26 protein-coding genes and 1 other RNA gene are annotated in these 24,033 nt (G+C 57.8%); 15 read left to right on the top strand and 12 right to left on the bottom strand.

Features of this window, described 5'->3' with window-relative positions:
* The first annotated feature begins 20 nt into the window (after positions 1-20).
* The gene (locus tag EXQ56_06975; GenBank protein MSO20197.1) at positions 21-506 is read left to right on the top strand and encodes a tetratricopeptide repeat protein; all 486 of its coding nucleotides are present in this window, start codon (positions 21-23) and stop codon (positions 504-506) included.
* 28 nt (positions 507-534) lie between these two features.
* On the opposite strand, the gene EXQ56_06970 is transcribed toward EXQ56_06975, so the two are convergent.
* From EXQ56_06970 to EXQ56_06935, 8 genes are all read right to left on the bottom strand, one after another.
* Positions 535-1,104: a class I SAM-dependent methyltransferase gene (locus tag EXQ56_06970; GenBank protein ID MSO20196.1), complete on the bottom strand. Its 570-nt coding sequence runs from the start codon at positions 1,102-1,104 to the stop codon at positions 535-537.
* A 9-nt stretch (positions 1,105-1,113) separates the two neighbouring features.
* Positions 1,114-1,752, bottom strand: coding sequence for a non-canonical purine NTP pyrophosphatase (locus tag EXQ56_06965; protein ID MSO20195.1), 639 nt, complete (start codon positions 1,750-1,752; stop codon positions 1,114-1,116).
* Complete coding sequence (locus EXQ56_06960) at positions 1,749-3,254, bottom strand: hypothetical protein (GenBank protein ID MSO20194.1); 1,506 nt, start codon at positions 3,252-3,254, stop codon at positions 1,749-1,751. The genes EXQ56_06965 and EXQ56_06960 overlap by 4 nt, the downstream gene beginning before the upstream one ends.
* A 116-nt stretch (positions 3,255-3,370) precedes the next feature.
* Positions 3,371-3,730, bottom strand: a complete 360-nt coding sequence (locus EXQ56_06955; GenBank protein MSO20193.1) for a hypothetical protein — start codon at positions 3,728-3,730, stop codon at positions 3,371-3,373.
* A 116-nt stretch (positions 3,731-3,846) separates the two neighbouring features.
* On the bottom strand, positions 3,847-4,425 hold the full coding sequence (locus EXQ56_06950; GenBank protein MSO20192.1) for a DUF1648 domain-containing protein: 579 nt from the start codon (positions 4,423-4,425) through the stop codon (positions 3,847-3,849).
* Between the two features lie 13 nt (positions 4,426-4,438).
* Positions 4,439-5,641, bottom strand: a complete 1,203-nt coding sequence (locus EXQ56_06945; protein ID MSO20191.1) for an aminotransferase class I/II-fold pyridoxal phosphate-dependent enzyme — start codon at positions 5,639-5,641, stop codon at positions 4,439-4,441.
* Positions 5,642-5,716: 75 nt separating this feature from the next.
* Entirely contained in the window at positions 5,717-7,978 is a 2,262-nt protein-coding gene (locus tag EXQ56_06940; protein MSO20190.1) for a tetratricopeptide repeat protein, read from the bottom strand.
* A 31-nt stretch (positions 7,979-8,009) separates the two neighbouring features.
* The gene (locus EXQ56_06935) at positions 8,010-9,056 is read right to left on the bottom strand and encodes a hypothetical protein (protein ID MSO20189.1); all 1,047 of its coding nucleotides are present in this window, start codon (positions 9,054-9,056) and stop codon (positions 8,010-8,012) included.
* A 304-nt stretch (positions 9,057-9,360) separates the two neighbouring features.
* Between EXQ56_06935 and ssrA the strand changes: the two genes are divergently transcribed.
* Positions 9,361-9,712, top strand: a transfer-messenger RNA (tmRNA) gene (ssrA, locus tag EXQ56_06930).
* A gap of 8 nt (positions 9,713-9,720) precedes the next feature.
* Here ssrA and EXQ56_06925 read toward each other — a convergent pair.
* On the bottom strand, positions 9,721-10,005 hold the full coding sequence (locus EXQ56_06925) for a hypothetical protein (protein ID MSO20188.1): 285 nt from the start codon (positions 10,003-10,005) through the stop codon (positions 9,721-9,723).
* A 487-nt stretch (positions 10,006-10,492) separates the two neighbouring features.
* Between EXQ56_06925 and EXQ56_06920 the strand changes: the two genes are divergently transcribed.
* The 4 genes from EXQ56_06920 to EXQ56_06905 all read left to right on the top strand — a co-directional run bounded on the left by EXQ56_06920 (position 10,493) and on the right by EXQ56_06905 (position 13,407).
* Positions 10,493-10,750 (top strand): type II toxin-antitoxin system Phd/YefM family antitoxin, encoded by a 258-nt coding sequence (locus EXQ56_06920; protein ID MSO20187.1) that lies wholly within the window; start codon positions 10,493-10,495, stop codon positions 10,748-10,750.
* Positions 10,747-11,163 carry a type II toxin-antitoxin system VapC family toxin gene (locus EXQ56_06915; protein MSO20186.1) on the top strand — a complete coding sequence of 139 codons (417 nt, stop codon included), beginning with the start codon at positions 10,747-10,749 and terminating at the stop codon, positions 11,161-11,163. Before EXQ56_06920 ends, EXQ56_06915 begins: the two co-directional genes overlap by 4 nt.
* Before the next feature lie 61 nt (positions 11,164-11,224).
* Entirely contained in the window at positions 11,225-11,962 is a 738-nt protein-coding gene (locus tag EXQ56_06910; protein MSO20185.1) for a class I SAM-dependent methyltransferase, read from the top strand.
* Positions 11,963-12,087: 125 nt separating this feature from the next.
* Complete coding sequence (locus EXQ56_06905; GenBank protein MSO20184.1) at positions 12,088-13,407, top strand: hypothetical protein; 1,320 nt, start codon at positions 12,088-12,090, stop codon at positions 13,405-13,407.
* Between the two features lie 133 nt (positions 13,408-13,540).
* Here the strand turns inward: EXQ56_06905 and EXQ56_06900 are convergent, their stop codons facing one another.
* On the bottom strand, positions 13,541-14,353 hold the full coding sequence (locus EXQ56_06900) for a transporter (GenBank protein MSO20183.1): 813 nt from the start codon (positions 14,351-14,353) through the stop codon (positions 13,541-13,543).
* Between the two features lie 250 nt (positions 14,354-14,603).
* Here EXQ56_06900 and EXQ56_06895 point away from each other — a divergent pair, with 250 nt between their 5' ends.
* On the top strand, positions 14,604-14,819 hold the full coding sequence (locus EXQ56_06895; GenBank protein MSO20182.1) for a hypothetical protein: 216 nt from the start codon (positions 14,604-14,606) through the stop codon (positions 14,817-14,819).
* Between the two features lie 42 nt (positions 14,820-14,861).
* Here the strand turns inward: EXQ56_06895 and EXQ56_06890 are convergent, their stop codons facing one another.
* Both EXQ56_06890 and EXQ56_06885 read right to left on the bottom strand, forming a co-directional pair.
* On the bottom strand, positions 14,862-15,173 hold the full coding sequence (locus tag EXQ56_06890; GenBank protein MSO20181.1) for a glutaredoxin family protein: 312 nt from the start codon (positions 15,171-15,173) through the stop codon (positions 14,862-14,864).
* Positions 15,174-15,212: 39 nt separating this feature from the next.
* Positions 15,213-15,914, bottom strand: coding sequence for a rhomboid family intramembrane serine protease (locus EXQ56_06885; GenBank protein MSO20180.1), 702 nt, complete (start codon positions 15,912-15,914; stop codon positions 15,213-15,215).
* Between the two features lie 246 nt (positions 15,915-16,160).
* Here EXQ56_06885 and EXQ56_06880 point away from each other — a divergent pair, with 246 nt between their 5' ends.
* The 8 genes from EXQ56_06880 to EXQ56_06845 all read left to right on the top strand — a co-directional run bounded on the left by EXQ56_06880 (position 16,161) and on the right by EXQ56_06845 (position 23,014).
* Positions 16,161-16,421, top strand: coding sequence for a hypothetical protein (locus EXQ56_06880; GenBank protein ID MSO20179.1), 261 nt, complete (start codon positions 16,161-16,163; stop codon positions 16,419-16,421).
* Positions 16,422-16,507: 86 nt separating this feature from the next.
* Positions 16,508-17,500: a sensor domain-containing diguanylate cyclase gene (locus tag EXQ56_06875; protein MSO20178.1), complete on the top strand. Its 993-nt coding sequence runs from the start codon at positions 16,508-16,510 to the stop codon at positions 17,498-17,500.
* A 41-nt stretch (positions 17,501-17,541) separates the two neighbouring features.
* Positions 17,542-19,752 (top strand): DUF3488 domain-containing protein, encoded by a 2,211-nt coding sequence (locus EXQ56_06870; protein ID MSO20177.1) that lies wholly within the window; start codon positions 17,542-17,544, stop codon positions 19,750-19,752.
* Between the two features lie 171 nt (positions 19,753-19,923).
* Positions 19,924-20,565 carry an RNA polymerase sigma factor gene (locus tag EXQ56_06865; GenBank protein ID MSO20176.1) on the top strand — a complete coding sequence of 214 codons (642 nt, stop codon included), beginning with the start codon at positions 19,924-19,926 and terminating at the stop codon, positions 20,563-20,565.
* Positions 20,562-21,143, top strand: coding sequence for a hypothetical protein (locus tag EXQ56_06860; GenBank protein ID MSO20175.1), 582 nt, complete (start codon positions 20,562-20,564; stop codon positions 21,141-21,143). Before EXQ56_06865 ends, EXQ56_06860 begins: the two co-directional genes overlap by 4 nt.
* Complete coding sequence (locus EXQ56_06855) at positions 21,140-21,853, top strand: DUF3106 domain-containing protein (GenBank protein MSO20174.1); 714 nt, start codon at positions 21,140-21,142, stop codon at positions 21,851-21,853. The genes EXQ56_06860 and EXQ56_06855 overlap by 4 nt, the downstream gene beginning before the upstream one ends.
* Positions 21,854-22,246: 393 nt before the next feature.
* Positions 22,247-22,468 carry a hypothetical protein gene (locus EXQ56_06850; GenBank protein ID MSO20173.1) on the top strand — a complete coding sequence of 74 codons (222 nt, stop codon included), beginning with the start codon at positions 22,247-22,249 and terminating at the stop codon, positions 22,466-22,468.
* A gap of 192 nt (positions 22,469-22,660) precedes the next feature.
* On the top strand, positions 22,661-23,014 hold the full coding sequence (locus EXQ56_06845) for a hypothetical protein (protein ID MSO20172.1): 354 nt from the start codon (positions 22,661-22,663) through the stop codon (positions 23,012-23,014).
* Positions 23,015-24,033 lie beyond the last annotated feature (1,019 nt).

Below are 24,033 nucleotides of genomic sequence, written 5' to 3'. Positions count from 1 at the left end.
GATGGAAGTTGGATAAGCGAATGCAGGATAGCGAAGATCAATTGAAAGCTGCGGAGCTGTTCCACCTCGCCTACTCGCACCAGATGAAGGGTGATCTGGAGCAGGCGATCGATTTATACAAGCAATCCATCGCCCTTGCGCCCACGGCCGAGGCCCACACCTTCCTGGGCTGGACCTACAGTTTCCAAAATCGTTACGACGAGGCCATCGCGGAGTGCCGCCAGGCTATCCAGGTCGATCCCGATTTTGGCAATCCCTACAACGATATCGGCGCTTATCTGATCGAGCAGGGCCAGTTCACGGAAGCGATTCCGTGGCTGGAGAAGGCTACCCTCGCCAGTCGTTATGAGAGCTACTGCTTTCCGCATTACAATCTCGGCCGCGTCTATGAAAAGCTGCGTCAGTGGGGGAAAGCGGTGCAGAGCTACCGAAAATCGCTGGAGCACAACGCCGGCTATGGTCTGGCGAAGAAGGCCCTGTTCCGTCTGCAATCCCAGTTGAATTAACAATACATGACAGTGCCGCGCGACTCCGTTACAGCTTCTGCGCGATGAACTCGGTGATGGCGCGGCTGCCCACTTTCTTGTTTTCGTGGAGAACGCGGAAGCCCGCGAACGCCGCGGCCAGCTCGCCGGGCTGCAGCACGTGGGCGGGATTGTCCCCAGCACCTTCCGGTGCCGTCGCGTCCGCGACATACGTCCGGAAGATGATAAACCCGCCGGGCCGCAACGCGGATTTGAAAACTTCAAACAAACTGCGCTGCAGATAGAAGAACACCACAATCAAGTCGAAACGATTGGGCGGCAGCGACGACGCATCCATATCCGCGCAGAACAGTTTGAGCGTTACGCCTCGCGTGCGTGCCAACTGCGCCGCGACACGCAACCCTTCGAGCGAGACATCGCAACCATACGCGTCCCACCCATGTTCGGCCAGCCACACCGCGTGCCGGCCCGCCCCGCAGGCCACGTCCAGCGCGGCGCGGCCCTGCGGCTGCGGCAACGAGTTGTCCAGCAGGCGTTGCAACAATGGATCAGGTGTTTCAGACGCGTGGTCACCGGCGCGATAGCGCTCGTCCCACTTGGTGCGTTCCGCATTGGACATGTTGGTAGATTAACGGACTGCGAGCCAATCGAGCAACGCGAACAGCGCCTGGCCGCGATGGCTGCGTTCGAGTTTTTCTTCAGCGGTGAGTTCGGCGTAGGTCTTGCCGCTGAGTGGATCGAGGAACAGCGGATCGTAGCCGAAGCCATGCGTGCCGCGCGGAGTATCGAGAATCGCGCCCTCCGCCACGCCGGAAAACTCCGCGACGACCGCATCTTCATTGGCCAGCGCCAGCGCGCAGACGAAGCGGGCGGTGCGGCGCGGCGGCGGAACATCACGTAGCGCATCGATCAGCATGTGGTTGTTGTCGGCATCGGTGGCGTTCGGCCCGGCGTAGCGCGCTGAGTAGATGCCCGGCGCGCCGTCGAGCGCATCCACCACCAGTCCGGAGTCATCGGCCAGTACCCAGGCGCGCGGACTCTTTGTCAGCCGACTGTAGTGCAGAGCTTTCTTGCGCGCGTTGCCGGCGAAGGTATCGGCGTCCTCCGCGCAGCGCGGCAGCAGCGCGAAGCCGGGCAGCAGCTCAATCGTGCAGGCGAGGCGTGCGCCGGGCATCTCCTTGCGATGGCGCTGCCACAGCTCCACGCCCAGCATGATTTCGGTGAGCTTGCCCGCGTTGCTGCTGGCGACGTAGATCAAATCACTCATTGGATGGCGACTGTAATCACGTTGCTGACCAGCCCTAAGGCGGCCACCACGGGGATGCTGGTGCCCACGGGAGTATCGGCGGGAATCACGATGTTGATCTGCCAGACGCCGACCATATTGGGCGCCAGCCCGCTGAACTGCACCTGCGCCAGCCGTCCCGCCACAGCCACGCTGGGCAGGACGGAATTAATTAGCGGCGCGGCGGGCGCAAGCGAGCCATCCGGAACGTCTTGAGCAACCGGCCCCTGCCCGGTGGCGAAAATCTGCAACACCTCGCCCCGCCGCGCGGGCGCGAGCGCGGTGTTCGGTCGCCCATCCTGATTCAGCGCGGCAAACAGCCCCGGCGCATACGTCAACACAGACACCGGCCCGCGCGCGGCGCGCTCGCCCGCCACGCGAACCTCCACGGCATACGATCCCGCAATTGTCGCGCTCGGCAACTGCACATTCACCTGTTGCGGCGAAGCGAACAGCAGCGGCACCGCCGCGCCATTCACCAGCACCTCGGTGGTGCCGAGTTGCCGCGGCAGTGGAGTGGACGTTGCGCTGCTCGTGGACGATCCGGGAAAGTTGCCGAAGAACGACACCAGGGATCCCGGCGCCACCGGCTGGCCAGCGGAGAAGGTGGCGGAGTTCACCGCGGCCATCGGCGCATTCACTTCCATCACCCAGTACTCGGTGGTGGCGGGAAGCTGCGCGAGATTGATCAGCACGCGCGACGGACGGTAGCGGATGGGCCGCGCGCCAGTGCCGGAGAATTCCGTGAACTGAAACGGCGCCCCCGCGCCGCCGAATGCGGTGCGATAGTGCATCAGCACCGCTACCTTGGGCCGCACTTGATTCACCAGCGCATCCACGCCAGCGATGTCGATCGTCAGTCCGCCACCGGCGGGAACGAACATCACATCCACGGTCCCGAGGTCGGCGAGTTGCGTTGCAGTCAGCGCGTCCTGACCGTAATCGCCGAAGTGCGCGAAGCGGATGTTGCCCTGCGTCCAGCGAATGGTGGCGTTCGGCCCACGTACCGAGCCATTAGTGGTGTCGTGGAAGCCGGGGACCATGACGAAGTTCATCCCCGAAGCAGCCACTTCCGTGCGCGCCGAGATGGGGCGGCCATCCACCAGCGTGAAATTGCCGCGCATCGCGGCGACGTTGCTGTGGTCCTGGTGAGTGTGCGAGACGGTTACCACATCGGCGGGCAGCGTGGGCAGGTCATAACCCTGCGCGGCGTTGGGCGGATCGGTGATGACGATGGGGCCGATGGCGTTCGAGCCGGCTTCCTGAATAATGAAACAGGCTTGCCCCACCCATGTGATCTGGACGCCGCTGGTCTGGGCAAGCGAAACAGCCGGATACGCGAGCGCCAACAGGAGCGCCGGCAACATCCACGACAACAGGCACGACAACAGGCACGACAACAGGCATGATGGCAGGCATGATGACGCACGAACTCCGGAGCGCGAAGCGGCCACGAAGCGTTGAAACGATGCGGTACGAAGCATGAGTCCCTCCCCATTGCGGAAGTTGCAGCAACCCGGATTCAGAGTTGAGAATGCGCAACCCCACGCTATTCAGTTGTTTTTTGTTCTGCGTGCGGCGTGACTAGTCGCCGCTAATTTTAGGCTTGTTCCTGAATCTTGACCAGGATGCTGAAACGAGGCGTGGGATCGCCCACACCCCAGCGGCTGACCGCCCACTTCAGTTTCAGAAACTGCACTTCTGGATTCTTTGAGAGGTCCAGTAGCTGCTGGTGAATTCCTTGATAGAACTTTTGCGGGAAGCTGGTCAGCGCTTTCGCGCTCCACTCCGTGCCGTCGGCGGAGCCCCACACGCTGACGTCAATGGACTGCTGTTCCAGAATTTTGGTGATGGCCATGGTCATCAGGCAATTCTTGCCCGCGCCAGCCTGAATGGATACCGCGGCGCTCTCGCCCGCTTTTTCAATGTTCGTCTCAGGCAATAAAAATGTGTCCAGCATTTCTGCGTCGTCTCCTAAGAAAGCGGTTGCAACTGGAATGAAGCAAACAGTATAGCATAGGGGCAAAGCGAAGCAGCGGCGAGCAAACGTTTACTCCAAATGAAACGCTACTGGGTTCATCGCTGTGCTTTCGGGACGGCCAGCTTGCGGTACATGCGAATGGTCCAGATCACCGTGAAGGCGAGGAAGGCGACCAGGCCCATGATCAGCAATCGGCTGTTGAGCGGGGCGCGGGCCACATTGGCCTGCAGTGCAAGTTGCATGGTGAAGAGGATGAACCCGATCACCACGACTCCATACCAGCCCATCTCGGTGGAAAGTATTTTCATCGCCTGATCCAGTCGCGCGGGCGTAAGCCAATACTCTTTGTTGGGAATGTTCAGTAAGCGCGGATTCAGTTTTCCCAGCCAACGCGGGATGCCTAGGAAAGCCAGCAGCACCACCAGCACCACGGCCCAAATCAGGCCGAAGAAAAATGTCCGCGACTGGAATCCGTTGGGGTTTCCGGCGACGTCAAAGTGCGCGGCAATTTGCTCTGGCAGCAGCGGGTAGTAGTGCATGGTCTGCCAGATGAGCAGCCCCAGCAGCAGGAAAATCAGCAGGTGCGGGAGTCGGAACGCACCGCTCGGTTGAATGGATACAGTATCGGGGGGATTAGTACTGGGCGTCGTCAATTGTGCCTCCTTCGGAGACATGAAACAGGGGCCGTCATTTGCGTGGACGAAGTTTCAGCAGGCGGCGGCCCGCTTCGTCCAGCGTTTCTTCTTTTTTACAAAATGTAAAGCGCACCAGGTGCGCGCCGTCGACCGGGTTGCGGAAGAAGCTGGAGCCGGGCACGGCGGCCACTCCGATCGTGGTAATCAGGTGCTTCACGAACTCCGTATCGTTCGGGAATCTGAAGGCAGAGATGTCCGCCATGATGTAGTAGGCGCCGGAAGGTTTGAAGCACCGGAAACCAGTGTCTTGCAAAATCCCCAACAGCCTGGTGCGGCGGACCGCGTACTCAGCGGCAAGCTCTTCATAGTAACTGCGCGGCAGCGCGACGGCTTCCGCCGCCGCTTCCTGCAACGGAGCGGGCGCGCCCACGGTGAGAAAATCGTGGACTTTGCGGATGCTGTTGGTCAGCTCCGGCGCAGCCACCACCCATCCGACGCGCCATCCCGTTACGCTATAGGTCTTGGAGCAACTGTTGATAGTTACGGTGCGCTCGCGCATTCCCGGCAACGTGGACATGGGAATGTGCACGGCACCATCGTATAAAATGTGCTCGTAGATTTCGTCGGTGATGGCCAACACGTCATGTTCGCGGCAAAGCGCGGCGATCAATTCCAACTCGTCGCGGCTAAAAACTTTTCCGCTGGGATTATTCGGCGAGTTAATGATGATGGCGCGGGTGCGCGAGTTAAACGCCGCGCGCAGCGCCTCGCGCGAGAACTGGAAATCCGGCGGATGCAGCGATACCAGCCTGGGCACCGCGCCGGTCAGTTCGCAGTCGGGGCCGTAGTTCTCATAGAACGGCTCAAAAACGATGACCTCGTCGCCGGGATTCAGCAGCGCCATGAAGGCCACAAACATGCCTTCCGTCGCGCCGCACACCACCGTCAACTCGCGCTCCGGGTCCACCTCCCAGCCCAGCTCGCCGGTCAGCTTGCGCGAGAGCGCGTCGCGAAATTTCTTCGCGCCCCAGGTGATGGAGTACTGATTAACGTCGGCGTCGATGGCCCGCTTGGCCGCCTCCTTGATGAGCGCGGGCGCGGGAAAATCCGGGTAGCCTTGCGAAAGATTCACGGCACCATGTTGCAGCGCGAGCCGCGTCATCTCACGGATGACGGACTCGGCCAACCCCTTGGTGCGATCGGCCCGGAAGATGCGATGCGCGGATTGAATGGCTGCTTCGCTGCGATTGGTCATTTCAGAATTATAAATGCGAATGGGGGTTAGGTGTTGGGGATTAGGGATTGGGAACCCGGACCTAATCCCTAACCCCTAATTCGCGGCGGAAGGTTCGGCGTAAATCTTGCGGTACATCTGCGCGTTGCGCAGGACGGCCTGCACGTATTCGCGTGTTTCGGTGAAGGGGATGCTCTCGACAAATTCGGCGGGCTCCGTGTAGGGGCCTTCGCTCATCCACTGCTGCACGCGGCCTGGGCCGGCGTTGTAGCTGGCGATGGCCTGCTCCATGCTTCCATCGAAACGGTCGAGCACGCTCTTCAGATACATGGTTCCGTAAATCAAATTGAACTGCGGCTGGAAGAGCAGGCCGAGTTGATAGTTGCGGGAACGCTGATCCGGCGCTTTGCGGGCCACCAGACGCGCCGTGGAGGGCAGCAACTGCATTAGGCCGCGCGCGTTGGAGCGCGACTGCGCGCCGGGGTTGAACTCGGACTCCTGACGAATCAATCCGGCCACCAGGTACGGATCAAGATTGGATTCCGCCGCGCGCTTCTTGATGTCCTCCCAGTACGGGATGGGGAACAGACGGCGCCACACGTCGGGCGGAAGTTCGGCAATGCTCTGCGAAAAATAACTGGGGACATAAATTTTTGAAAGGCGCAGCGCCACGTGATGGCGGCCGCGCAGCTCTTCCATGCGGGCAATCTCGCCACCGGCCCATGATGCGCTGGGCGTGGGCGGAAGCATGGGAGTCAGTTCATTGACGGCCCAATCGATCAACCAGGCGGACTCGAGCAGTCGCACGCGATCACCAGCGCGCAATTCCACCGGCGTCAGCGTTGCGGGCAATGACACGCCAGTCCGGCGTTGCACTTTGTCGAGTGAAATCGTGCGCACGGCTGCGGCCTGCTCCGGAGTAAGTGGCGGCAGTGCGGCGATGCGATCGGCGGCCACCAGGGAGTAATAATAATTGGGGAAGGCCTCGCGCAGCTTGGCGTAGTAGCGGTACGCAATCACCGGAGACTCGCGCTCCATCAGCCGGGCCAGCCAATACAGCGCCGCCGATATCTGCGGACTGTTGGGGAACGACGTGATATGTTCCTCAAACAGATGGCGAGCCTGCGGCAGTTTCCTCTCGCGATAGGCCTGCCAAGCCACTTTCCAATGGCCGTAGGCCGCGCCATCGCCACCGGGAAAATTCTGGAAGGCCAGGCGGTAATAATCGCCCGCGCGGTTGTAATCCTTGGCCAGTAGATAATTGTTTCCCGCAGAGATCAGCGCCTTCTCATACCATGGCGACTGGGGATAGCGCTTGCCGAGCAGTTCTAATTGCTGCGTCATCTGGTCAATGCGCAGCAGCTTGCGATAGCCCAGCGACAGGATATAGTGGCGTTCCGCGTCGGCCTCGGCGTCGGCCCCGGCATGGGAAAAATCCATCGCCTGCAGCGCATTCAGCGCCGGCCAGGTGGCCCCGGCCTGATACTGGCAGACGGCCACGCGCACATGGGCGCGCTGGCGCAGCGCGGCGGCCGCTGGCGTGTTGGACGTTGTTGTGGACACGTTGCGGTAGGCGGATTCGGCATCTTTCCAGCGACTTTTGGCAAACAGCGCGTCGGCGCGCATCAGCCACAACGAGGCCTCGGCGACTGGATATTGCTTGCCCAGCTTGAGGCGCAGGCTCTGCATACGGATATTGGCTTCAGCGGCTTCCGCTGAGGCTGGGTATTGAAAAAATACTTTGTGGTATGTCGCTACGGCATCGAGCGGGCGTCCAGCAAGATCGTAAGCACGCGCCAGAAAGTAGGTGGCAGAGGGTTGTGGCAGGCCGAGCGCTTCCTCCAACCGTTTGGCGGCCTCCTCCGGCTTCTGCAACTCAATCAGCAGCTTGGCATGTTCCAGCGCTGCCTTGGGCGCGAGCGGGCTGGCCGGATTATTCTGCTGAAATTCGTCGAGGAATTTCTCCGCGTCCTGCGATGCGCCGCTCGCCTGAGCATTCATCGCCGCATAATAATCGGCATAGTCGCGCAGCAGGTTGTCGGGATTGCGAGCCTTCAAAAAGGCGGCGGCGGCGGCGGAATAATTCTGTTGCTGATAATTGGAGTAGCCCAAGGCCAGGTAGGCCAGCGCGGCCTGGGCTTTGTCCTTGCTTTGCGCCGCGAACGTCTCGAGCTTCTTGCGATCGGCGACCGCCTTCCCTTCCAGCGCCGCCTTGGCATTGCTCTGCAAGGGAGTGGCTTTCACGACTGCCGCGGGACTGGCGGCCAGCAAGCCAGACGCGGAAAAATAGTCGAGCCCACCTGCGCAGACCGACAGCGCCAGAAGTCCGCGGGCGAATTGAAAGACTTGCCTGACCATAAATCTTCTTTTGCGTCTTCACGCGACGGGGCTAATTGCTGACAGGTCCGGGATGCTGCTCGCCGAGAACCGCCGGGTCGTTTCCGGCCAGCTTGGCGACCAACTCGTAGTGCAGATAATCGAAGGAGCCTGCCGCGGTTTGCGCGAATTTCTTCTGGTAGTTTTCCCGTGTCTTCTCAATATCCTCATGCAGCACGGAGTAGAGATTGCGATTGTTGCGCCCCTCGGCAATCTTGCCCTTGTGATAGGACAGCAAATCCTGAACCGCCACGCGCGCGAAGCGATGCGCCTTGCGATGGCTTTCCTTTTCATCCTCAGGAAGTGTCTCGACATCAGGAGGAGGCGTCTGCGTGGAGGCCATGGCAGGCCCCTGTGCCGACTCACCAAATGTCCCATGCGTGGGTGCGGCCATAGGAGGTGCCATGGGCGATAGAGGTACCGATGGTGCGGGCTGAGGAGTTGGCTGGGGCAGTGGTTGGGGCAATGATTCCGCAGCGACCGGCTTTGGCTCCGCGGCCTTCTGCGGAGCCTGCGTCCGAGTCCCGGATGTTTCCAGGCTTAGGCCCGTAACACGAGCAATGATCTCCAGCCCGGCAAAAGCGTCCGAGCCGTTGGCTGCCGACGCAACGATGGCCGCCACCACCTTGCCGCCAACGCGCACGGGCAAGAGACAAATTTCAGATGACTTCTGGCCGGAAGAAATAATCGCGTCCAAACCAGAGGGCCAGGCCTGCGAGGAACGGGACTGGCAAACCGCCGCCTGATTGTCACAGATGTCTTTGAAGGCTCCGGGCTGAGCGGAGGAGGCGGTAACGGCGCGCAGGGCGTTGGTGCTCTCCGCGGAAAGTCCTTCGGACCGCCACGTCGTGAAGTTGTCTCCGCGACGCACAAACAGAGCGGCTCCGCCAGCCAGTACCGCCGCTGACTTGAGCGCTTCGGCCATGATTTCCGATTGTCCCGTCGGCTGAAGAATGGAATTGACCCATTGGTTGAGCATGGAGAATGACCCGGAACCGGCTCCCGAGGACGCAGGAGCAGATTCCGAGAGCCGCGCCAGGTCGCCACGAACCGAGGACAAGGTGGTCTCAACGACTCGCTGTATTAGTTCTTCAACTGCCTTATCCAGGCTTCCGCCGGAGCTATTTGCCATAAAAGTATGATCGCGCTGGCCGAGGCTAGTGCCACGTCTCCGAAGCCCATTTTGCAGGGTGGGTGAACGCTGACACGAATCCGCGCCAATATCCTCTCAACATGGAACTTAATGCCCCCGCCATATTTTTGTCAAACGGTATTTTCTCCGCGCATCGAATCGGTGAATGCGGCGTGCGGCGGATTGGGCGTATAATGGAGACTGTAATGGACCGAAAGCAAGCGGTCGAACTGGGGGCGAAACGGGTTCGACGGGAAGGAAGCAGGGTAGAGAGGCATGCCGGGGTTCACGCACCCGTAATCGTGTGAAACAAACTTAATTGCCAATTATGATTTGGCCCTCGCTGCTTAACTGTTAGCGACGTTGTGCCCGCTTCGCCTGTAGGGCGGAACACAACGACACTTTTGCAGGCTGGCGCTGGCTCCTCGGTCCGTGGAGTTGGGGCGAGACTTATCGGACTAGCAGCTGCTCACTGTTGTCGGCTCGATGTGGGCAGCCGCGAAGGCAATACGAACCGAATACGCATGTAGTCTCTCGATCAGGCGCCTACTCGGACGGGGGTTCAACTCCCCCCGCCTCCACCATTTTTTCTTTATTGTTTCCAATTGGTTCCGAGCTTCGATTTGCTCTTGTAACCACCTTGTAACCGCGACTCAGTGGCCTCCATCACATGCACCTGCGTCATCAGGTCGCGCACGCGGTTCTGCAGGGCCAGACACCAGGGCGCGTAATGGTCCGCCACCACCTTGGCCGTATTGCCCAACACGCGGGCCACTTCCTCCATCGTCGCGCCGCGGGTGAGCAGTTCTCGCCCTTGGTGTTCTGATTCACCGGCTCCATCGCGCTCTAGCCTATCCACTGCTTTGGTATCTGGCAATTAAATTCGCCCATCGGCACGAAAAATTGGATTGGAGAACCTACAATTTCAGCGACACGCAAGTGGAGAGAATTGTACAAGTGTGGAGGGCCAGAGAGAACAACGGTTCCGTTGAAAATAATCTTGTGATATGGGGTGCCCAGGTTCATTCCCTCTATTGTTCCGGTTGGTCAATTCTCTTGGCGTTGGCTACCGGTTGGGCGATTGGGTTTGGCCCGCCATGGAATTTCCTTCGAATTGCACTTGTTATTCCCGGCCTGCTTCTTTTGCTGGCAGGGCTGGTCGACGATATCCGGCTCGAACTTTTTTACAAGAAATCTAAATCCCAATTAGGCCATCAAATGGCTTCTTCATGAAAGCCCCCAAGCCTTTCTAGCGATGTGTGGATAAGCGTCAACCAGCAAAACTTCAGCAGAAGGATAACCTCAATTGGGTTGACTAGTCAGATGACTAGTTAGTATAACTTGCTGAAAGGAGTAACTAGGTTATGAATTCGTGGCAGGTGCAGGACGCGAAGGCGCGCTTCAGCGAGCTTCTCGACGCCACCCTCAAGAAGGGGCCGCAGATCGTAACGCGCCGGGGAGTCGAAACGGCGGTGCTGGTTCCGATCACGGAGTGGCGGCAAATGCAGCAGGGGGCTCGACCGAACCTGAAGGAGTTGCTGCTGGGCCCGCTACCCGTGTTTGAGAATCTGATTCCACCACGGCGCGGCTGGAAGCTCCGTCCGCCCGTTAAATTCTCATGACCCGCTACTTGTTGGACACGAACGTGATTTCCGAGCTGCACAAGCCTCGTCCACATGGCGGTGTGGTGAACTGGGTCAGCGGATTGCATTTGAACCAAATGTTCCTCTCCGCGGTTACTCTGGGAGAGATCCAGCGGGGAATCGAAAGAACCAAAAAAAACGATCCGGAAAAAGCGGAGGAAATCGAACAGTGGGCCGACCAAATGGAGCAATCCGCAAATATCCTTCCGATGAGCGCACCCTGCTTCCGCCAATGGGCAACACTGATGGAGGGCCGTCCGCATCATTTGGCCGAGGATGCCATGATCGCCGCTACCGCGCTCGTCCATGGCTTGCAAATCGCCACCCGTAATGCGAAGGATTTTTCGTCGCTTGGTGTGAAAACTTTCAATCCGTTTCGCTCCCCATCATAAGGCTTGACGGCTACCATCAATGTACCCGATTCACCTGCGGCGCTAGAATGCCTCCAACAGGATGAATCACTCGACATCCGGCTGGGTTAGGGGTGAGACTGAGAACATGGCAGACCGTTGGCACGAGCCGGAATTCACCGCCCACTGGGATCGGGCCATCGCCGACGCCAATCCCTCGCGGGCATTGCAGGTGAACATGCTGGTGGCCATGGTGAGCGGCCTCTACCAGTCCGGCAAGTGGATCGTCGATCTGGGCTTTGGCTCGGGCCGAGTGGAAGAGCAGATATTCCAGCAGCGCGGCGATATGCGCATTGTGGGCATTGATTCTTCGGCCGCCATGATTAATCTGGCGCGCGATCGCTTGCGGCCATGGAGTAATCAATATCAAGCCATTCAACATGATTTGACCCAGCTCGCATCGGTCATGGTGCCGGCGGGCAGCTATCAAATCGCGGTCTCGGTGCAGGTGCTGCATCATCTTCCGCAGGCCGCGCAGCGCGCACTTTATGCCTGGGTGTACGCCACAATCGAGAAGGGCGGCTACTTTCTAATTGTGGACAAGAGATCGTTTGAGGATGCTGAGTTGGATGCCTGCCGAGCGGCATGGAACGCGCTGGAGCAAAATCCGGCGTGGCGCACAGGCCGCAACTTCGATGAGCATCAACAACACGAACACGCCAAGGGCCATTCTCCGGCGACGCTGGCCAAACAGTTGGAGTGGTTGTCAGCGGCAGGCTTTGCAGCCAATTGCCTGCAGGTTCATCTCGATCGGTTCATGATCGTTGCTCGCAAACCATAAGACTGATCCGCAGATTACACCGATTTCTCCGATTAAAAATATTAGAATAGGCTCCGTCGCCGCATTTGTTCTGATATCATGCCCCCGCGACGCAATCAGGCAACTTCACATTCATTGAGGTGCATATGACGACTTGGAATCTCTTTCAGTTCAGGAGGCTTTCGCTGCTGGCGGCGATATTTGCGATTCTTGCTGGCGCGCCGCTGGCGATGAGTCAGAGCAATCCGCAATACATTCAGTTTCGCGGCGCGGCAAAGGGGGCGCTCTATAAGCCGGACTCGGGGCCGGCGCCGCATGTGGGCGTGATCCTCATACATCGCACCTCTAACTTCCTCGGACACTTGGGCACCAAGGAGCTGGCCAAACGAGGTTTCCTTGTATTGGGGATGAATCCACGCTCGGACAACAATGAGGCCGCCGTGGATTGGGAGGAGATTCCGCTCGATATTAAAGAAGGTGTCGAGTTCTTGAAGAAGCAGCCCGGCATCACCAAGATTGTTCTGTTCGGACACAGCGGCGGCGGGTCGTCAATGAGTTTTTATCAGGCGGTGGCGGAGAAGGGGCCGTCCTACTGCCAGGGCGCGAACAAATTACTCGAGTGCGGGAATAATCTGGCGGGACTGCCCAAAGCGGATGGCATGATCTTCGTCGATGCTCATCCGTCGAACCCAGCCAACGCCGTGCGCAGCCTGAACCCCGCCATGCTGGACGAAAAAGACCCTGCGCGCATCAATCCCGACCTGGATCCTTTCAATCCTCGCAATGGATATCGCCCCGATGGCTCGGCTAGTTATTCGGAAGCGTTTCGCAATAAATATTTCAAGGCACAGTCCGATCGGATGAACCGTTTGATCGCCACGGCATTGGAGCGCCGGAAACAAATGAAGGCCGGCAAGGACATCTACCCTGATGACGATGCTTTCCTGGTGGTGCGCGGAATTGGCGCGCGGCTGATGGAGATGGACTCCAGCATCCACCACGCGACGGTCAAACCGCAAAAGCTCTTGAAGAACGATGGGACCATTTCCACGCAGATCGTGGAGAGCGTGCGGAAGCCGACAAAGGGGATGCGGGAATCGAACGGTACATTCCAGGGAGGCACGCGACTGCTGACCATCCGGTCATTCCTGGGCGCCAACGCCGTGCGCTCGACAGACGCCATGGACGGCATCGACTGGTGTTCGAGCAACAACTCGGTGCCTTGCGCGGTGCGGCAGATTTCGGTGCCGGTGCTCATTACTACGATGGGCGGGCATTACTTCATCCGCGATAACGAGATTCACTACGAGATGGCGGCCAGCAAAGACAAGGATTTCGTGATCATTGAGGGAGCCACGCACGGCATCACACCTTGTGTGGAATGCGAATCCACGCCCGGCCAGTATTCCAACACGGTAAAAAATTTCTTTGATTATCTGCAGAAGTGGATGAATGCTCGCTTCTAGCCAATATTTACTTTGGGTGTATCAGAGCCCCGACCGCCAGGGAGGGGGCACCTGCAACGGTCTGGGAATCGGCGAGCGTGTCCCCTCCCTGGCGGTCGGGGCTCTAATCAGGCAACTGTAAAAATGGTCTGAATCAATCCGCGCTCTTGAAGGGATGTTCGAAGCTCAGGTAGAACACCAGGATTTTTTCGTCCTTGCTGGGTCCTGCGCCAAAGGCCAGTGCCACGCCGGGGACGATCTGCAATCCGCTCTCAAAATTATGCGCCCAGCGCACGCCGGGACTGATGAACAGCGCATGGCCGGAATCAGTTCTGCCTGGACCAGCAACGGCTTGTTGCCCTGTCCAAATCGTTTCCAGCATTAAGTTCAGGTTCGGATGCGCCAGCAGGATGAGACTTTTCCCGAAATTAAATCCGGTAGTTCGGGCCTGGTCGCCCGCCAGGTTCCTGGCGTCGGGCACCAGCGTTCCGCCAACATTCCAATGAGAGACAATCCATTTGTTGTGCTGGATGCTGAGAGGCAGATTCACCTGATAGCCCGTGCCACCGAATCCCCTTCCCTGCCTGGAATCGCCCGAGGGCAGGAAGAGGGATAATCGCGGGGCGACGGCGACACGGTCCTTCCCGCTGCCCACTAGCTGGTAACGGTAATTGAGCGCCACATCGCCGAAGCCGGGTCCATCATCTGGCAACGCACCGGGCCGGACCGCCGAGAGCGTGTAGCTAAACTGGTGGCGCCAATCGAAGGGGAGCGGCCACTCCTGCGTGAAACCGTAGTTCCAATCCTTGCTGTCCCGGAAGTAGTTCAGCAGGCTGGCGTGTTGGACGACGCCGTCCTCCTGATTGTAGGCCTCTTCCACCAGGAATCCGTTGTCCTGAATCGGACTCTCTTCTTCTGCCTGCGCGGGCGCGGGAGTCTGCGACTGACTAACGGATACGGTGCCCATCCAAACCAAAACCACCGCCAATAAGCTTGCCAATTTATTTCGCATCGCTAGTCCCTTCCATTAGTCCCTTCCATCAGTCCCGTCCATCGCGCAAGTCAACGGGAATATGCGCTCTCAACATTGTGCGCCAGCGAATCACGGCTTATCATCACCGAACCAAAGGCCCGCAAGGTGCGGTTGTGGTACATTAATTGAGTTCGTTAAAATCTGCTGTAGTTTAAGATTTGGACCGCGAAGCAACGGAGGTCGTGTGGCGGTCAAGAAAATTTTATTGGGCCAGGTGTGGCGGAAAAACGATACCGGTGACACCTATCTGGTAACCAAGCTATACAGCGAAGTATTCGCCACCTATGCCATGCTGCGCAACACCAAAGGCGAGCAGGTTCTGCGCGTGAAGGTGGAAAAGCAGGGCGACCTCTCCACGCTGCCCGGCTACACCTATACTCAGGACGAAAGCAGCATGTAGTCCCGCTATTAGCCCGCTCGCCCGGGCTGAGTTCTGGCTACGCTATGCGCGACGGCCCGCACGCAGACTCTTCAGAAATGTCCTCCCATCAATGCGGTGTTTGAAAGCCTTTCGTCCGTGAACGTAAATCACAGGCACGTCGTCATTGTAGCGCTGGCGCAGTTCGGGGTCGCCATCTATATCAACCTCTTCAAAAGCAAACGGCTCTTCCCGCTGTAAATTCTTGAGCAGGGCCTTGGCTTCCTCGCAGAGATGGCAGTTCGCCCGGGTGTATACGCGCACCTCCGGAGCACGCGAGGCATCACCGAAATTCTTTTCCCATCCCAACCATTTGCCAAGCCAGTGGATGCTCATGCCTGCCTTCAGGTCCATTCCATCGGGTTCATGATTTCGTTACGCGGCTCTCCGGCTGGATCGCCTGGGACTGCGCAGCAGGATCATCAGGGGGATGCCCGCCAGAAAGCCACCCACGTGCGCCATCCATGCCACCCCGCCCTGCATGGAAGAGTCCGCGGCGGCGAGCGAGGCGACGCCGCTGAACGTCTGCAGCACCAACCAGTAAATCAAAATGACATAGGCGGGAAGCTCCCAGCGGACCAGAAAGATTAATAGTGGCACCAGCGTCAGAATCTTCGCTTTGGGAAAAGTGATGAGATACGCACCCATCACGGCGGCAATGGCACCGCTGGCGCCGAGCGTGGGCACAGTGGAATCGGGTTGAAAATAAACGTGAGCCGCGCCACCGGCCAGTCCGCCGGCGAGATACAGCAAAATGTATCTCCCCTGGCCAATGCGATCTTCCACATTATCGCCGTAGATCCACAGGAACCACATATTGCCGATGAGATGCATCCACCCGCCATGCATGAACATGGAAGTCAGCAGCGTCAGGATGGAAGTGTTGAAGCTGCCTGGCTCGCCGACAAGATACCCGGCGGTACGGGCAGGAATCAGCGCGAAGGTTTGGATTACCATCCCGGCTTGCTCGGCCGGCACGGCGATCTCGCGTAAGAACACCGCGCAGTTGACCAGGATGACCGCCAGGGTAACCAGGGGAAATCGTTTTCGGGGCACATTGTCCCACAGAGGAATCATGCGAGTTCTAGTAACTTTCGACTTATGCCAATTTGTGAATATTGCGTAGTGCGGCGATGGCGCGGGAAGCCACTGGCACCGCATTACCTAATCTATCTCCGGAGAATTGAACTATGCAACTGCAGTTACATTGTGTGCTAGAATTTTATCCGTGGGTCTTGTGTATCTAACCCTATATTAGTCTGGCAGTTATTGATCTTTTGCCGTATAGGCTCCGCATAAGAGCTTATCTCTGAGGTGGCCTTAATGCAATTAAGTTCCGAACGGCTGGACCGGGTTCGCGGTCGCTTGGTTCCCATCCTCAAGAAGTTTAATTCTGACATGCAGTTTATTACTGTCTTCGTCGATTCGACGCGCGAGTTCCTCGGTGTAGTGGCGCAGATCGAGGACCGGCCGATGCTGCTTAAGTTTGGCTGGATTGACTTCATCAGCCGGCCGGATGATGATCTGCAAAGCGAGGTATTCGCGCAACTGGAGCTGAAGTTCGCGCCAGAAAAGGTGCAGTAGGAGCTTCCACTCCGTGCCAGCTAAAGATGGTTACCAAGACTGGCTGATACGAAGCATATCTTTACAGTCAGAGGATTGCTCGGCGAATGGTTGTTATGCCTGACCCACAAACAACAGAGTCCAAGCAAGCCCCTTCGTCGCTTGAGTTTTTCAAGAACTGTCCCGACTACGCCATCATTTTCGATACTCAGTGGAGAATCCTCTACGCCAATCCAAGTTTTGAGGCGCGCTTCTGCCCGGAAACGAAAGCGGAAGGCCGTAGCCTACTCGACATATTGGATGAGGTTTCCGTGATCCGTATTAAGGATCTCCAGGATTTCTTGCTCCAAGGCAGTCGCCACACCGAGCTGCATCATCTTACTCCCGATGGAAAAATAACTACGCTGAACTACACGTTTTTCCCGCTATCGGAAAAGATCTTTGGACAACAGCTAATCGGCGGAATTGCCCGGGAACGGTCCGCGGACCTGGCCTCCCTGCTTGAAATCATCAATCTGAACCTGGAGCTCGAACGCAAGCAAAAAGAGTTGTCGGATGCCAACACGCGGCTGGAGCAAGTGGCGGCGACCGATCAAATGACCGGACTTTACAATCGCTACTATTTCTTCCAGGTGGCGCAACGCATTTGGGAGGAATACCGGCGTTATAAGAAACCAGCGACACTGATGATGCTCGATCTCGATAATTTCAAAGAGGTCAATGACACCTTCGGGCACTTGCTGGGCGATTACGTATTGAAGGAAACAGCGGCCCGGCTGAAATCGCGCACGCGTCGCGTGGACATCCTAGCCCGTTATGGCGGCGAGGAGTTTGTTCTGCTTGCTCCCAATACGGACACCGAGACCGGCTTGGTGCTTGCTGAACGTCTGCGCACCGCCGTCTCCGATGGAGCCTATACCCAGGGCCGTCACCGGACACTCGCTTCCATCAGCATCGGAGTTTCCAGCACCGAGCTGCAGGACTTCCCGAGCTTTCAGGATATGCTTGAATCCAGCGACCAAGCCCTATACAGCGCCAAGCGCAGCGGCAAGAATTGTGTGTATGAATATAGCAGGGGAATGATTCCCAGATCCAACTAGCGCATCGTCTCATCATTCCTGGAAAGCCTATGGAATCCTGAATGGCTCACGCAATCGCACAACCCGCTCATCCGCAATCCTATTCTTCGCTGGTCTCGCTTCAGGCTGGTGCGGATCCGATTGACCGCTTCTTCGCGATTTCCCTTTTCAGCCTGCTGGCCACTGGATTCCTGACGCTGACCTTCACGGGTCAATTGGACTCCTTCACCACAACGGTCATGGCGGTCCCTCTCGCCATCCGGGCCATCATGCTCGCACGCCGACGATGTTGGGGTTTTTCCCCTGGTCTCGTCAAGACTCTGGCGATCACTTACATCCCATTTTTCCTGATTGATATCGTCGTGCTGGAAGCCGGAGCCGTCAATATATTTGAACGCGTGCTGCTGGCCACCATCCACTTGTTATTCTTTCTGGCCGCCGTTAAGTTGTTCTCCGCCCATCAGACGCGCGACTATGTCTATCTATCGGCTCTGGCCTTTGCCCAGATGCTGGCGGCATCCACACTGACCATCCAGACTTCGTTCCTGGTGCTGTTTTGCGTATTTGTGTTTCTGGCGATTTGCACCTTTACCAGTTTTGAGATCAAGCGCGCCCGGGACCGCGTAGCGGCACCTCAACTGACGGCCACCGAAGTCAGGCTGGGCACCGCGCTGGGATCTACCGCCGCGTTGATCTGTTTTGGGGTAACGCTGCTTTCGGTAGCGCTCTTCTTCGTCCTGCCTCGCGCCCGCCGCGGATACTTCAGTTCCCTGGCCCGCCCCGGCGACCGTATGACCGGGTTCTCCGATGAGGTTGAACTCGGACAGATCGGCAGGATCAAGCAATCTTCCGACGTCGTGATGCATGTCAGCGCGCCGGGTCTGAATCCGTTCCAAAGCGTTAAATGGCGTGGCGTGGGATTGAGCAATTTTGACGGAAAGCGATGGTCCAATCCCTCCGACGCCACCCAGGCAATTCCTGGCAACCGTATTTTCACTTTCCGCCGTGAACTTGCCCATCCTGGCCTGCCACCGCAGCAGCTGGATTACACCATCAAGTTGCAGCCGCTTTCAACGGATGTGATTTTTCTGGTTCCCCAGACACTCGAAGTGAGTGGCTCGTTCAGAGTTTTGCGACAGGATGAATCCGGCAGTATTTACATGCCGCCCAATCCCGGCGCCATTACGCGCTACTCGGCTATCTCTGATATTGCGCAGCCCACCGCGAATATGCTGCGCGCCCCAACCCTATCGAGGATTCCAGCGGAAATCACTGCGGCATTTCTACAGTTACCTGAAACGGATCCGCGCGTGCGCGAGCTGGCAGCCACAGTTACCGCCTCATCGGAAAATAATTTTGATAAGGCCAGTGCAGTCGAGAAGTATCTGCAATCCCAATATGGGTACACGCTGAACCTGCCGACCGCGACGCCGGACGATCCAATCGCTTATTTCCTGTTTGAATCCCGAGCCGGACACTGCGAGTTTTTCGCCTCGGCCATGACCGTGATGCTGCGCTCTCAGGGCATACCCACTCGTCTGGTGAATGGCTTTCTGCAAGGCAGTTACAATGACGTATCCGATCATTACACGGTCCGGGCCAGCGATGCGCATAGCTGGGTGGAAGTTTATTTCCCCACCTATGGCTGGATCAGTTTCGATCCCACTCCAGCAGCAGGACGGACTTCCGAAGTACCGACGCTGGGGCGGCTCACGCTCTACATGGATGCCTTCCGAACCTTCTGGGAGGAGTGGGTAATCAACTACGATTTCGTGCATCAGGCCACCCTGGCTCGCCAGATTGAGCGCACGTCGCGCGGCGCTCGGCGGGATTCCCGGGAGTATTTCAACGATCAATACAAGAATCTGCTTGCTTTCCTGCGTGGCAAGGCTGAACAAGGAGCGACACAGGTCGGATGGCTTCCGGTCGTTGTATCCATTCTTGCGGCAGCCTGGGCCATACTGTTTGGTCGCGGTGCCATCGTTCGGATGTGGCGGCACTGGTCCATGCGTCGGCGCGCCCGGCTGGGGGAATCCAGACCGGAGGATGCCACACTGGTCTATTTGAGCCTGCTCCAAACTTTGGCCGAACGGGGATCGACTAAACCTCCGCATCAAACGGCACGAGAGTTCGCCAAATCTCTTGCAGACCCGCTGCGAATTCCTGTGGATCGCTTTACAGACCTCTACCTTGCGTCACGATTTGGAGGGGCCACCGCGTCGCTCAAACGCCTGGACACCATCCTGGCGGAAATTCAGGCGCAAAGCCGATAGCCACAACAGTCGTATTCCCAATAAGTTACAGGAGTCCGGTCGAGTAGGTTCACATACCTCCGCGCCTCTATCCCGAACATCCCTGGCATTGCGATCCATCGTTACTCTCGGGACACCAAACTAGCAAAAAGATTCGAAACTTACTGTCAGGAATAGGGTTTAATACATTGTATGGAAGCTGTGGCAGTGGGCGCTGTCAGCGCCGTGGTGAAAACTGGGACTGTCGCGAAACTTGTCGTCGGAGAACCACCCAACGACACTGAGTTGATGCTGCTGGTAAAGTCGGGAGACGAAGCTGCCTTCGCCGGACTGCTGTCCCGGCACCGCGATCCAATTGTGGGCTTTCTGTATCGTATGGTTCACAACGCCGCCATCGCCGAGGAACTTTCGCAGGACGTGTTCCTGCGCGTCTATCGCGCACGGGAAAAGTATGAAGTCAGCGCCAAGTTCACCACCTGGCTGTATTGCATCGCCACGAACGTCGCGCTCAATCATCTGCGCGATGGTCGTCGTGCCCGGAACATGGAGCCGCTGGACGATCCGGAGAACGCCGTATCGCGAAGCCTGCGCTCACCCGAGCCGACAGCGGAGGAGCAGCTTGTCGCCGGCTCGCTTGGTTGGGAAGTGCGCAGAGCCGTGGCGGAGTTGCCGGAGAATCAGCGGACCGCAGTGATCCTGCATAAGTATCAGGAGCTTGATTACCGACAGATCGCCGCGGCGCTCGGCTGCTCGGAATCGGCGGTCAAGTCGCTCCTGTTTCGCGCATACGAGGCCTTGCGAGTGCGTCTGGCTCATCTGGTGGGAGGGAAATGATTATGAAATGCGTTGACCTTGAAAATCTGGCCATCGACTATGTGGATGGCACGCTTGCTGCCGGTGCCCGCTCCTCGCTGGAGGCTCACCTCTCCGGATGCGTTCCGTGCACTGCCCGCTTGCGCGAATTTTCCGGCGACGTGAGCCACGTAAGCCTCCTGCTCGATTCATGGCCCGCCATTCAGCCATCCACCTCGTTTGACCAGATGGTGCTGCAACGCATTCGTTCGGAGGAGCCTGCGACAATATCCCCCACAGCATCCCCCGCAACATCCCCCGCAACATCAATGTGGAGCCGTTTTGCGGCAGCCTTTCTCGCTCCGCTTGCCCGGCCTGCGCTGCCCAGTGCTCTAGCCGTTGTGATGATCGCGGCATTTTCCGTGGTTCGCTATTTCCCTGGATCAACAGCGCTGGATGATTCAGGGCAAACAGGCGGTCCCGTGGTCGCTACACTTGACGGCTATGAAGATATCGCCCTGTATCAGGACCTGCTGGTCCTTGAGGACTGGGAGATGCTCCGCAATTTCGAAGTATTGCAGGATGAGGTATTGCAGGAAATGAAAGGCCCAACGCCATGACCCTGAGGATGATTTACAATGCGATTGCCATTGCCGTCCTCGGGGTCTCCCTCGTTGTCTCCCTCGGGGCTCCTCTCTTTGCAGCTCAGCCCAAGTCGCAAACTGAGCTGCCGACTGCTGAAGACCTGACTCTGTCCTACTACTTTTCGGATCAGCAGTCAGATCAGGCTGAGCCGCTGTGGATGGCTTTCTGGCAAGCTGGGCCTCCCGACACTCGTGCAGGCGAAAGGCGGGGAGGGGGCCAACGCGAACCTCGTGGACCGGCTGGCCGACTCAATAATCGTCCAGACGCGCGCCCGCCGCTTCCACCGCGCATGTTGGAGCGGCTACGCAACATGAAGCCCGCGGACCGCGAGCGCGTGCTCGAAAATAACCGCCGCTTCCAGGAACTCACCCCCGAGCGGCAGGCCGAACTGCGCGAGCGTCTGCGGATGCTGCTGGAAATGCCCCTTGATCAGCGCAGGGCATTGGACCGTCGGCTCTCCGTGTTTAGAAACATGCGCCCCGAGCAGCAGCGCAAGGCGCGAGAAATTTACGAGAAGCACTGGCGCGTTCTTTCGCCGCAACGCCGGATGGCTGTGCTCGAAGAGTTCCGCAGCTTGCGTGACATGTCCCCGGAGGTGCGCGGGAAGCGCATGACCAGCGAAGAATATCAGAGCCAGTTCAACAGCGAAGAGCGCACTGTGCTCGACGAACTCTCCGCCTTGTAATCGATCCACTCACAGGACCATTCCCGACTGCTCTTAACTGGCTCGAAAGCAGCTCTGCGTAGCCTCTGTCTATTGGGTGACGACTGGATACCGATGGGGGCCGTGCGGAATCCATTTCAGGAAAATCCGCATCTACTAAACTGAATGAGTGTTGCATGTCGCCCGCACCGGTGCTGGCAACAGAAACACTTTTCGATCATTCCTTGACAGCCGCTCCGGCCGGTTCCTAGAATGAATGTGCTTCCTGTATTTGATAATCGACGAGGTCGTGGAGTAGATAGCTTGGTATCGATGAAAAACATGGATCCAAAACGAGTAGGGATTCTAGCGATCTTCGCAGGACTGCTAACGCCGAGCTGATGAGTGCTCCCGCAAGTCCTGGCAGGACTTGGAATGTTTGGATTGCTCAGTGCCGGATGTCTGTTCTGGCTGGAGAAGCTGCAGCCGGTGTTCTTTGTGCTGGCGCTGGGGTCGCTGGCTTATCAGATTGCGATATACGTGCGTCGGCCAAAGACGCTTCGCACCTGGGGCATCAAAGCCATTCTGTTCACCAGCGTACTGATCAACCTAGCCGTGATCGGCGCATGGATCGCGCTCTGGCTCCGTTACCGGTAGCTGCAGGCGTTCTTGTGGGCGTAGGATGGAAGTGAGGAGAAATTCATGCAGCTTCGATTCGGGAACCCGCTCGCCACTTTCGCGTTGCTCATGGTATTGGCCAGCGGCACGCTCATCCCAGCAGCGCACGCGCAAGTGGAGCGAGTGGTCGCCGATGCGCAAGGCATCACCTGACCCAGCTGCGCCGCGGTCATGGAGATCGCGCTAAAACGCCTGGAAGGCGTTGACAAAGTAACCATCAGCATCGAGCGCCAGCAGTTCGTGGTGCTCTACAAACCGAACGCCAGCTTCCAGCCCGCTCTGCTGCGGGAAGCCGTGGCCCAATCCAGCGTCACCGTCTTGAAGTTTCATGTGCAGGCGCGCGGCAAAGTGGAGAAGCAGGAAACGGGCCTGGTCTTGGTGGCAGGGAAAGATAGATACGCGCTGACCGCCGACTCCGCGAAGCTGGCGCTTGGCCAGGAAGTGATCGCCAGCGGCGACATCGTCAACGACAAGAAACTCCCCTACCAGTTGAAGGTCCTCGACTTCAAGGCCACAGGAAAGTAATCCACCAGCTTGGTTCCAACGTCCAACGGGTGACAATCCCTCCGAAGACGCCATCGAATCGCAGGACACCATAGCGCGTGATGACCCACACGCCGAGTATTTCCGCTTCAGTTTTTCCTGATCTGGATAAACGGTCAGGGCTTCAGGCACATGTCATTATTTATAGCTCGCCCATAAGTGCGTCTATGGTGGCTTACACATTGGACAGGGATCGAACCCCCTGGATAGTGCTTGAAACTAATACCAGTATTGCGGTTTGAAATCTGTGTTTCTAGAAAGATCGAAATGAGAGCACGCTTTTCTGTGGTAGCATCGGCTGAAAGCAGCGGTCAAGACAGGTGTTAAATCGAGTTCTATCTCCTGTATACGATTTTTGGCTATCTGCTTTACTTTTTCGTCGGGATCATCGAGCGCGGCATTATACTCGGCCAGCGCTATTCTATAGTCACCGTTTCTCATCGCCTCATTTCCTCTTCGTATATGATCATTCATTGTCTTCTGCCTTCCGGCTCAGCACGAAGTGCCCCATTGCTGGACGGGCCTTTATCTTCTGCCGGCAACTACTTAACCAGGGAACGAATATATTGATGTGGATTTGGACACAACGCGATCATCCCGTCTGGGACATTAGAAAATCTTGGGTAAATGCTGCGGATATGACTAATCGATGAACCACACAAATTGAATATTACGATCCTCCGGCCTATAGAACGCACCATCGTCATTTATAAAAAATCTTCCGCCTTCGGGTCTGGCCCACAGATAGTGGTCGGCAATCTTATCAATCAGCTTAGAAGCCCCTCTTATGTTCTCTCGCTGTTGTTCCGGTGTGTAGCCGTTCACAATATACGGCCATATCTCTTGACGGCAGTGACCCGCCCGAGATTTTGTACCAATCCTTGTGAGAGAGTTTACATCACAACCTGAGGCCGAGAAACTGGGTTTTTGACAGGGCTATAGGCCCCCGGCGCCGGGGGCCTATAGCCGAGCGCCGAGTGCGGCCTGCGGGTGTTGTACTG

Source organism: Acidobacteriota bacterium (assembly GCA_009691245.1).
In the GTDB taxonomy this organism is placed as follows: Bacteria; Acidobacteriota; Terriglobia; order 2-12-FULL-54-10; family 2-12-FULL-54-10; genus SHUM01.
Note: the sequence above shows the minus strand (reverse complement) of the source record. Positions and strands in the feature narration are given on the sequence as shown.

What these genes read in the sequence shown, in the direction of transcription:
- EXQ56_06975 (MSO20197.1), top strand. Translation starts at nt 21, where the DNA reads ATGCAGGATAGCGAAGATCAATTGAAAGCTGCGGAGCTGTTCCACCTC.
- EXQ56_06970 (MSO20196.1), bottom strand. Translation starts at nt 1,104, where the DNA reads ATGTCCAATGCGGAACGCACCAAGTGGGACGAGCGCTATCGCGCCGGT.
- EXQ56_06965 (MSO20195.1), bottom strand. Translation starts at nt 1,752, where the DNA reads ATGAGTGATTTGATCTACGTCGCCAGCAGCAACGCGGGCAAGCTCACC.
- EXQ56_06960 (MSO20194.1), bottom strand. Translation starts at nt 3,254, where the DNA reads ATGCTTCGTACCGCATCGTTTCAACGCTTCGTGGCCGCTTCGCGCTCC.
- EXQ56_06955 (MSO20193.1), bottom strand. Translation starts at nt 3,730, where the DNA reads ATGCTGGACACATTTTTATTGCCTGAGACGAACATTGAAAAAGCGGGC.
- EXQ56_06950 (MSO20192.1), bottom strand. Translation starts at nt 4,425, where the DNA reads ATGTCTCCGAAGGAGGCACAATTGACGACGCCCAGTACTAATCCCCCC.
- EXQ56_06945 (MSO20191.1), bottom strand. Translation starts at nt 5,641, where the DNA reads ATGACCAATCGCAGCGAAGCAGCCATTCAATCCGCGCATCGCATCTTC.
- EXQ56_06940 (MSO20190.1), bottom strand. Translation starts at nt 7,978, where the DNA reads ATGGTCAGGCAAGTCTTTCAATTCGCCCGCGGACTTCTGGCGCTGTCG.
- EXQ56_06920 (MSO20187.1), top strand. Translation starts at nt 10,493, where the DNA reads ATGAATTCGTGGCAGGTGCAGGACGCGAAGGCGCGCTTCAGCGAGCTT.
- EXQ56_06915 (MSO20186.1), top strand. Translation starts at nt 10,747, where the DNA reads ATGACCCGCTACTTGTTGGACACGAACGTGATTTCCGAGCTGCACAAG.
- EXQ56_06910 (MSO20185.1), top strand. Translation starts at nt 11,225, where the DNA reads ATGAATCACTCGACATCCGGCTGGGTTAGGGGTGAGACTGAGAACATG.
- EXQ56_06905 (MSO20184.1), top strand. Translation starts at nt 12,088, where the DNA reads ATGACGACTTGGAATCTCTTTCAGTTCAGGAGGCTTTCGCTGCTGGCG.
- EXQ56_06900 (MSO20183.1), bottom strand. Translation starts at nt 14,353, where the DNA reads ATGGGCACCGTATCCGTTAGTCAGTCGCAGACTCCCGCGCCCGCGCAG.
- EXQ56_06890 (MSO20181.1), bottom strand. Translation starts at nt 15,173, where the DNA reads ATGAGCATCCACTGGCTTGGCAAATGGTTGGGATGGGAAAAGAATTTC.
- EXQ56_06885 (MSO20180.1), bottom strand. Translation starts at nt 15,914, where the DNA reads ATGATTCCTCTGTGGGACAATGTGCCCCGAAAACGATTTCCCCTGGTT.
- EXQ56_06880 (MSO20179.1), top strand. Translation starts at nt 16,161, where the DNA reads ATGCAATTAAGTTCCGAACGGCTGGACCGGGTTCGCGGTCGCTTGGTT.
- EXQ56_06875 (MSO20178.1), top strand. Translation starts at nt 16,508, where the DNA reads ATGGTTGTTATGCCTGACCCACAAACAACAGAGTCCAAGCAAGCCCCT.
- EXQ56_06870 (MSO20177.1), top strand. Translation starts at nt 17,542, where the DNA reads ATGGCTCACGCAATCGCACAACCCGCTCATCCGCAATCCTATTCTTCG.
- EXQ56_06865 (MSO20176.1), top strand. Translation starts at nt 19,924, where the DNA reads ATGGAAGCTGTGGCAGTGGGCGCTGTCAGCGCCGTGGTGAAAACTGGG.
- EXQ56_06860 (MSO20175.1), top strand. Translation starts at nt 20,562, where the DNA reads ATGATTATGAAATGCGTTGACCTTGAAAATCTGGCCATCGACTATGTG.
- EXQ56_06855 (MSO20174.1), top strand. Translation starts at nt 21,140, where the DNA reads ATGACCCTGAGGATGATTTACAATGCGATTGCCATTGCCGTCCTCGGG.
- EXQ56_06850 (MSO20173.1), top strand. Translation starts at nt 22,247, where the DNA reads ATGTTTGGATTGCTCAGTGCCGGATGTCTGTTCTGGCTGGAGAAGCTG.
- EXQ56_06845 (MSO20172.1), top strand. Translation starts at nt 22,661, where the DNA reads ATGGAGATCGCGCTAAAACGCCTGGAAGGCGTTGACAAAGTAACCATC.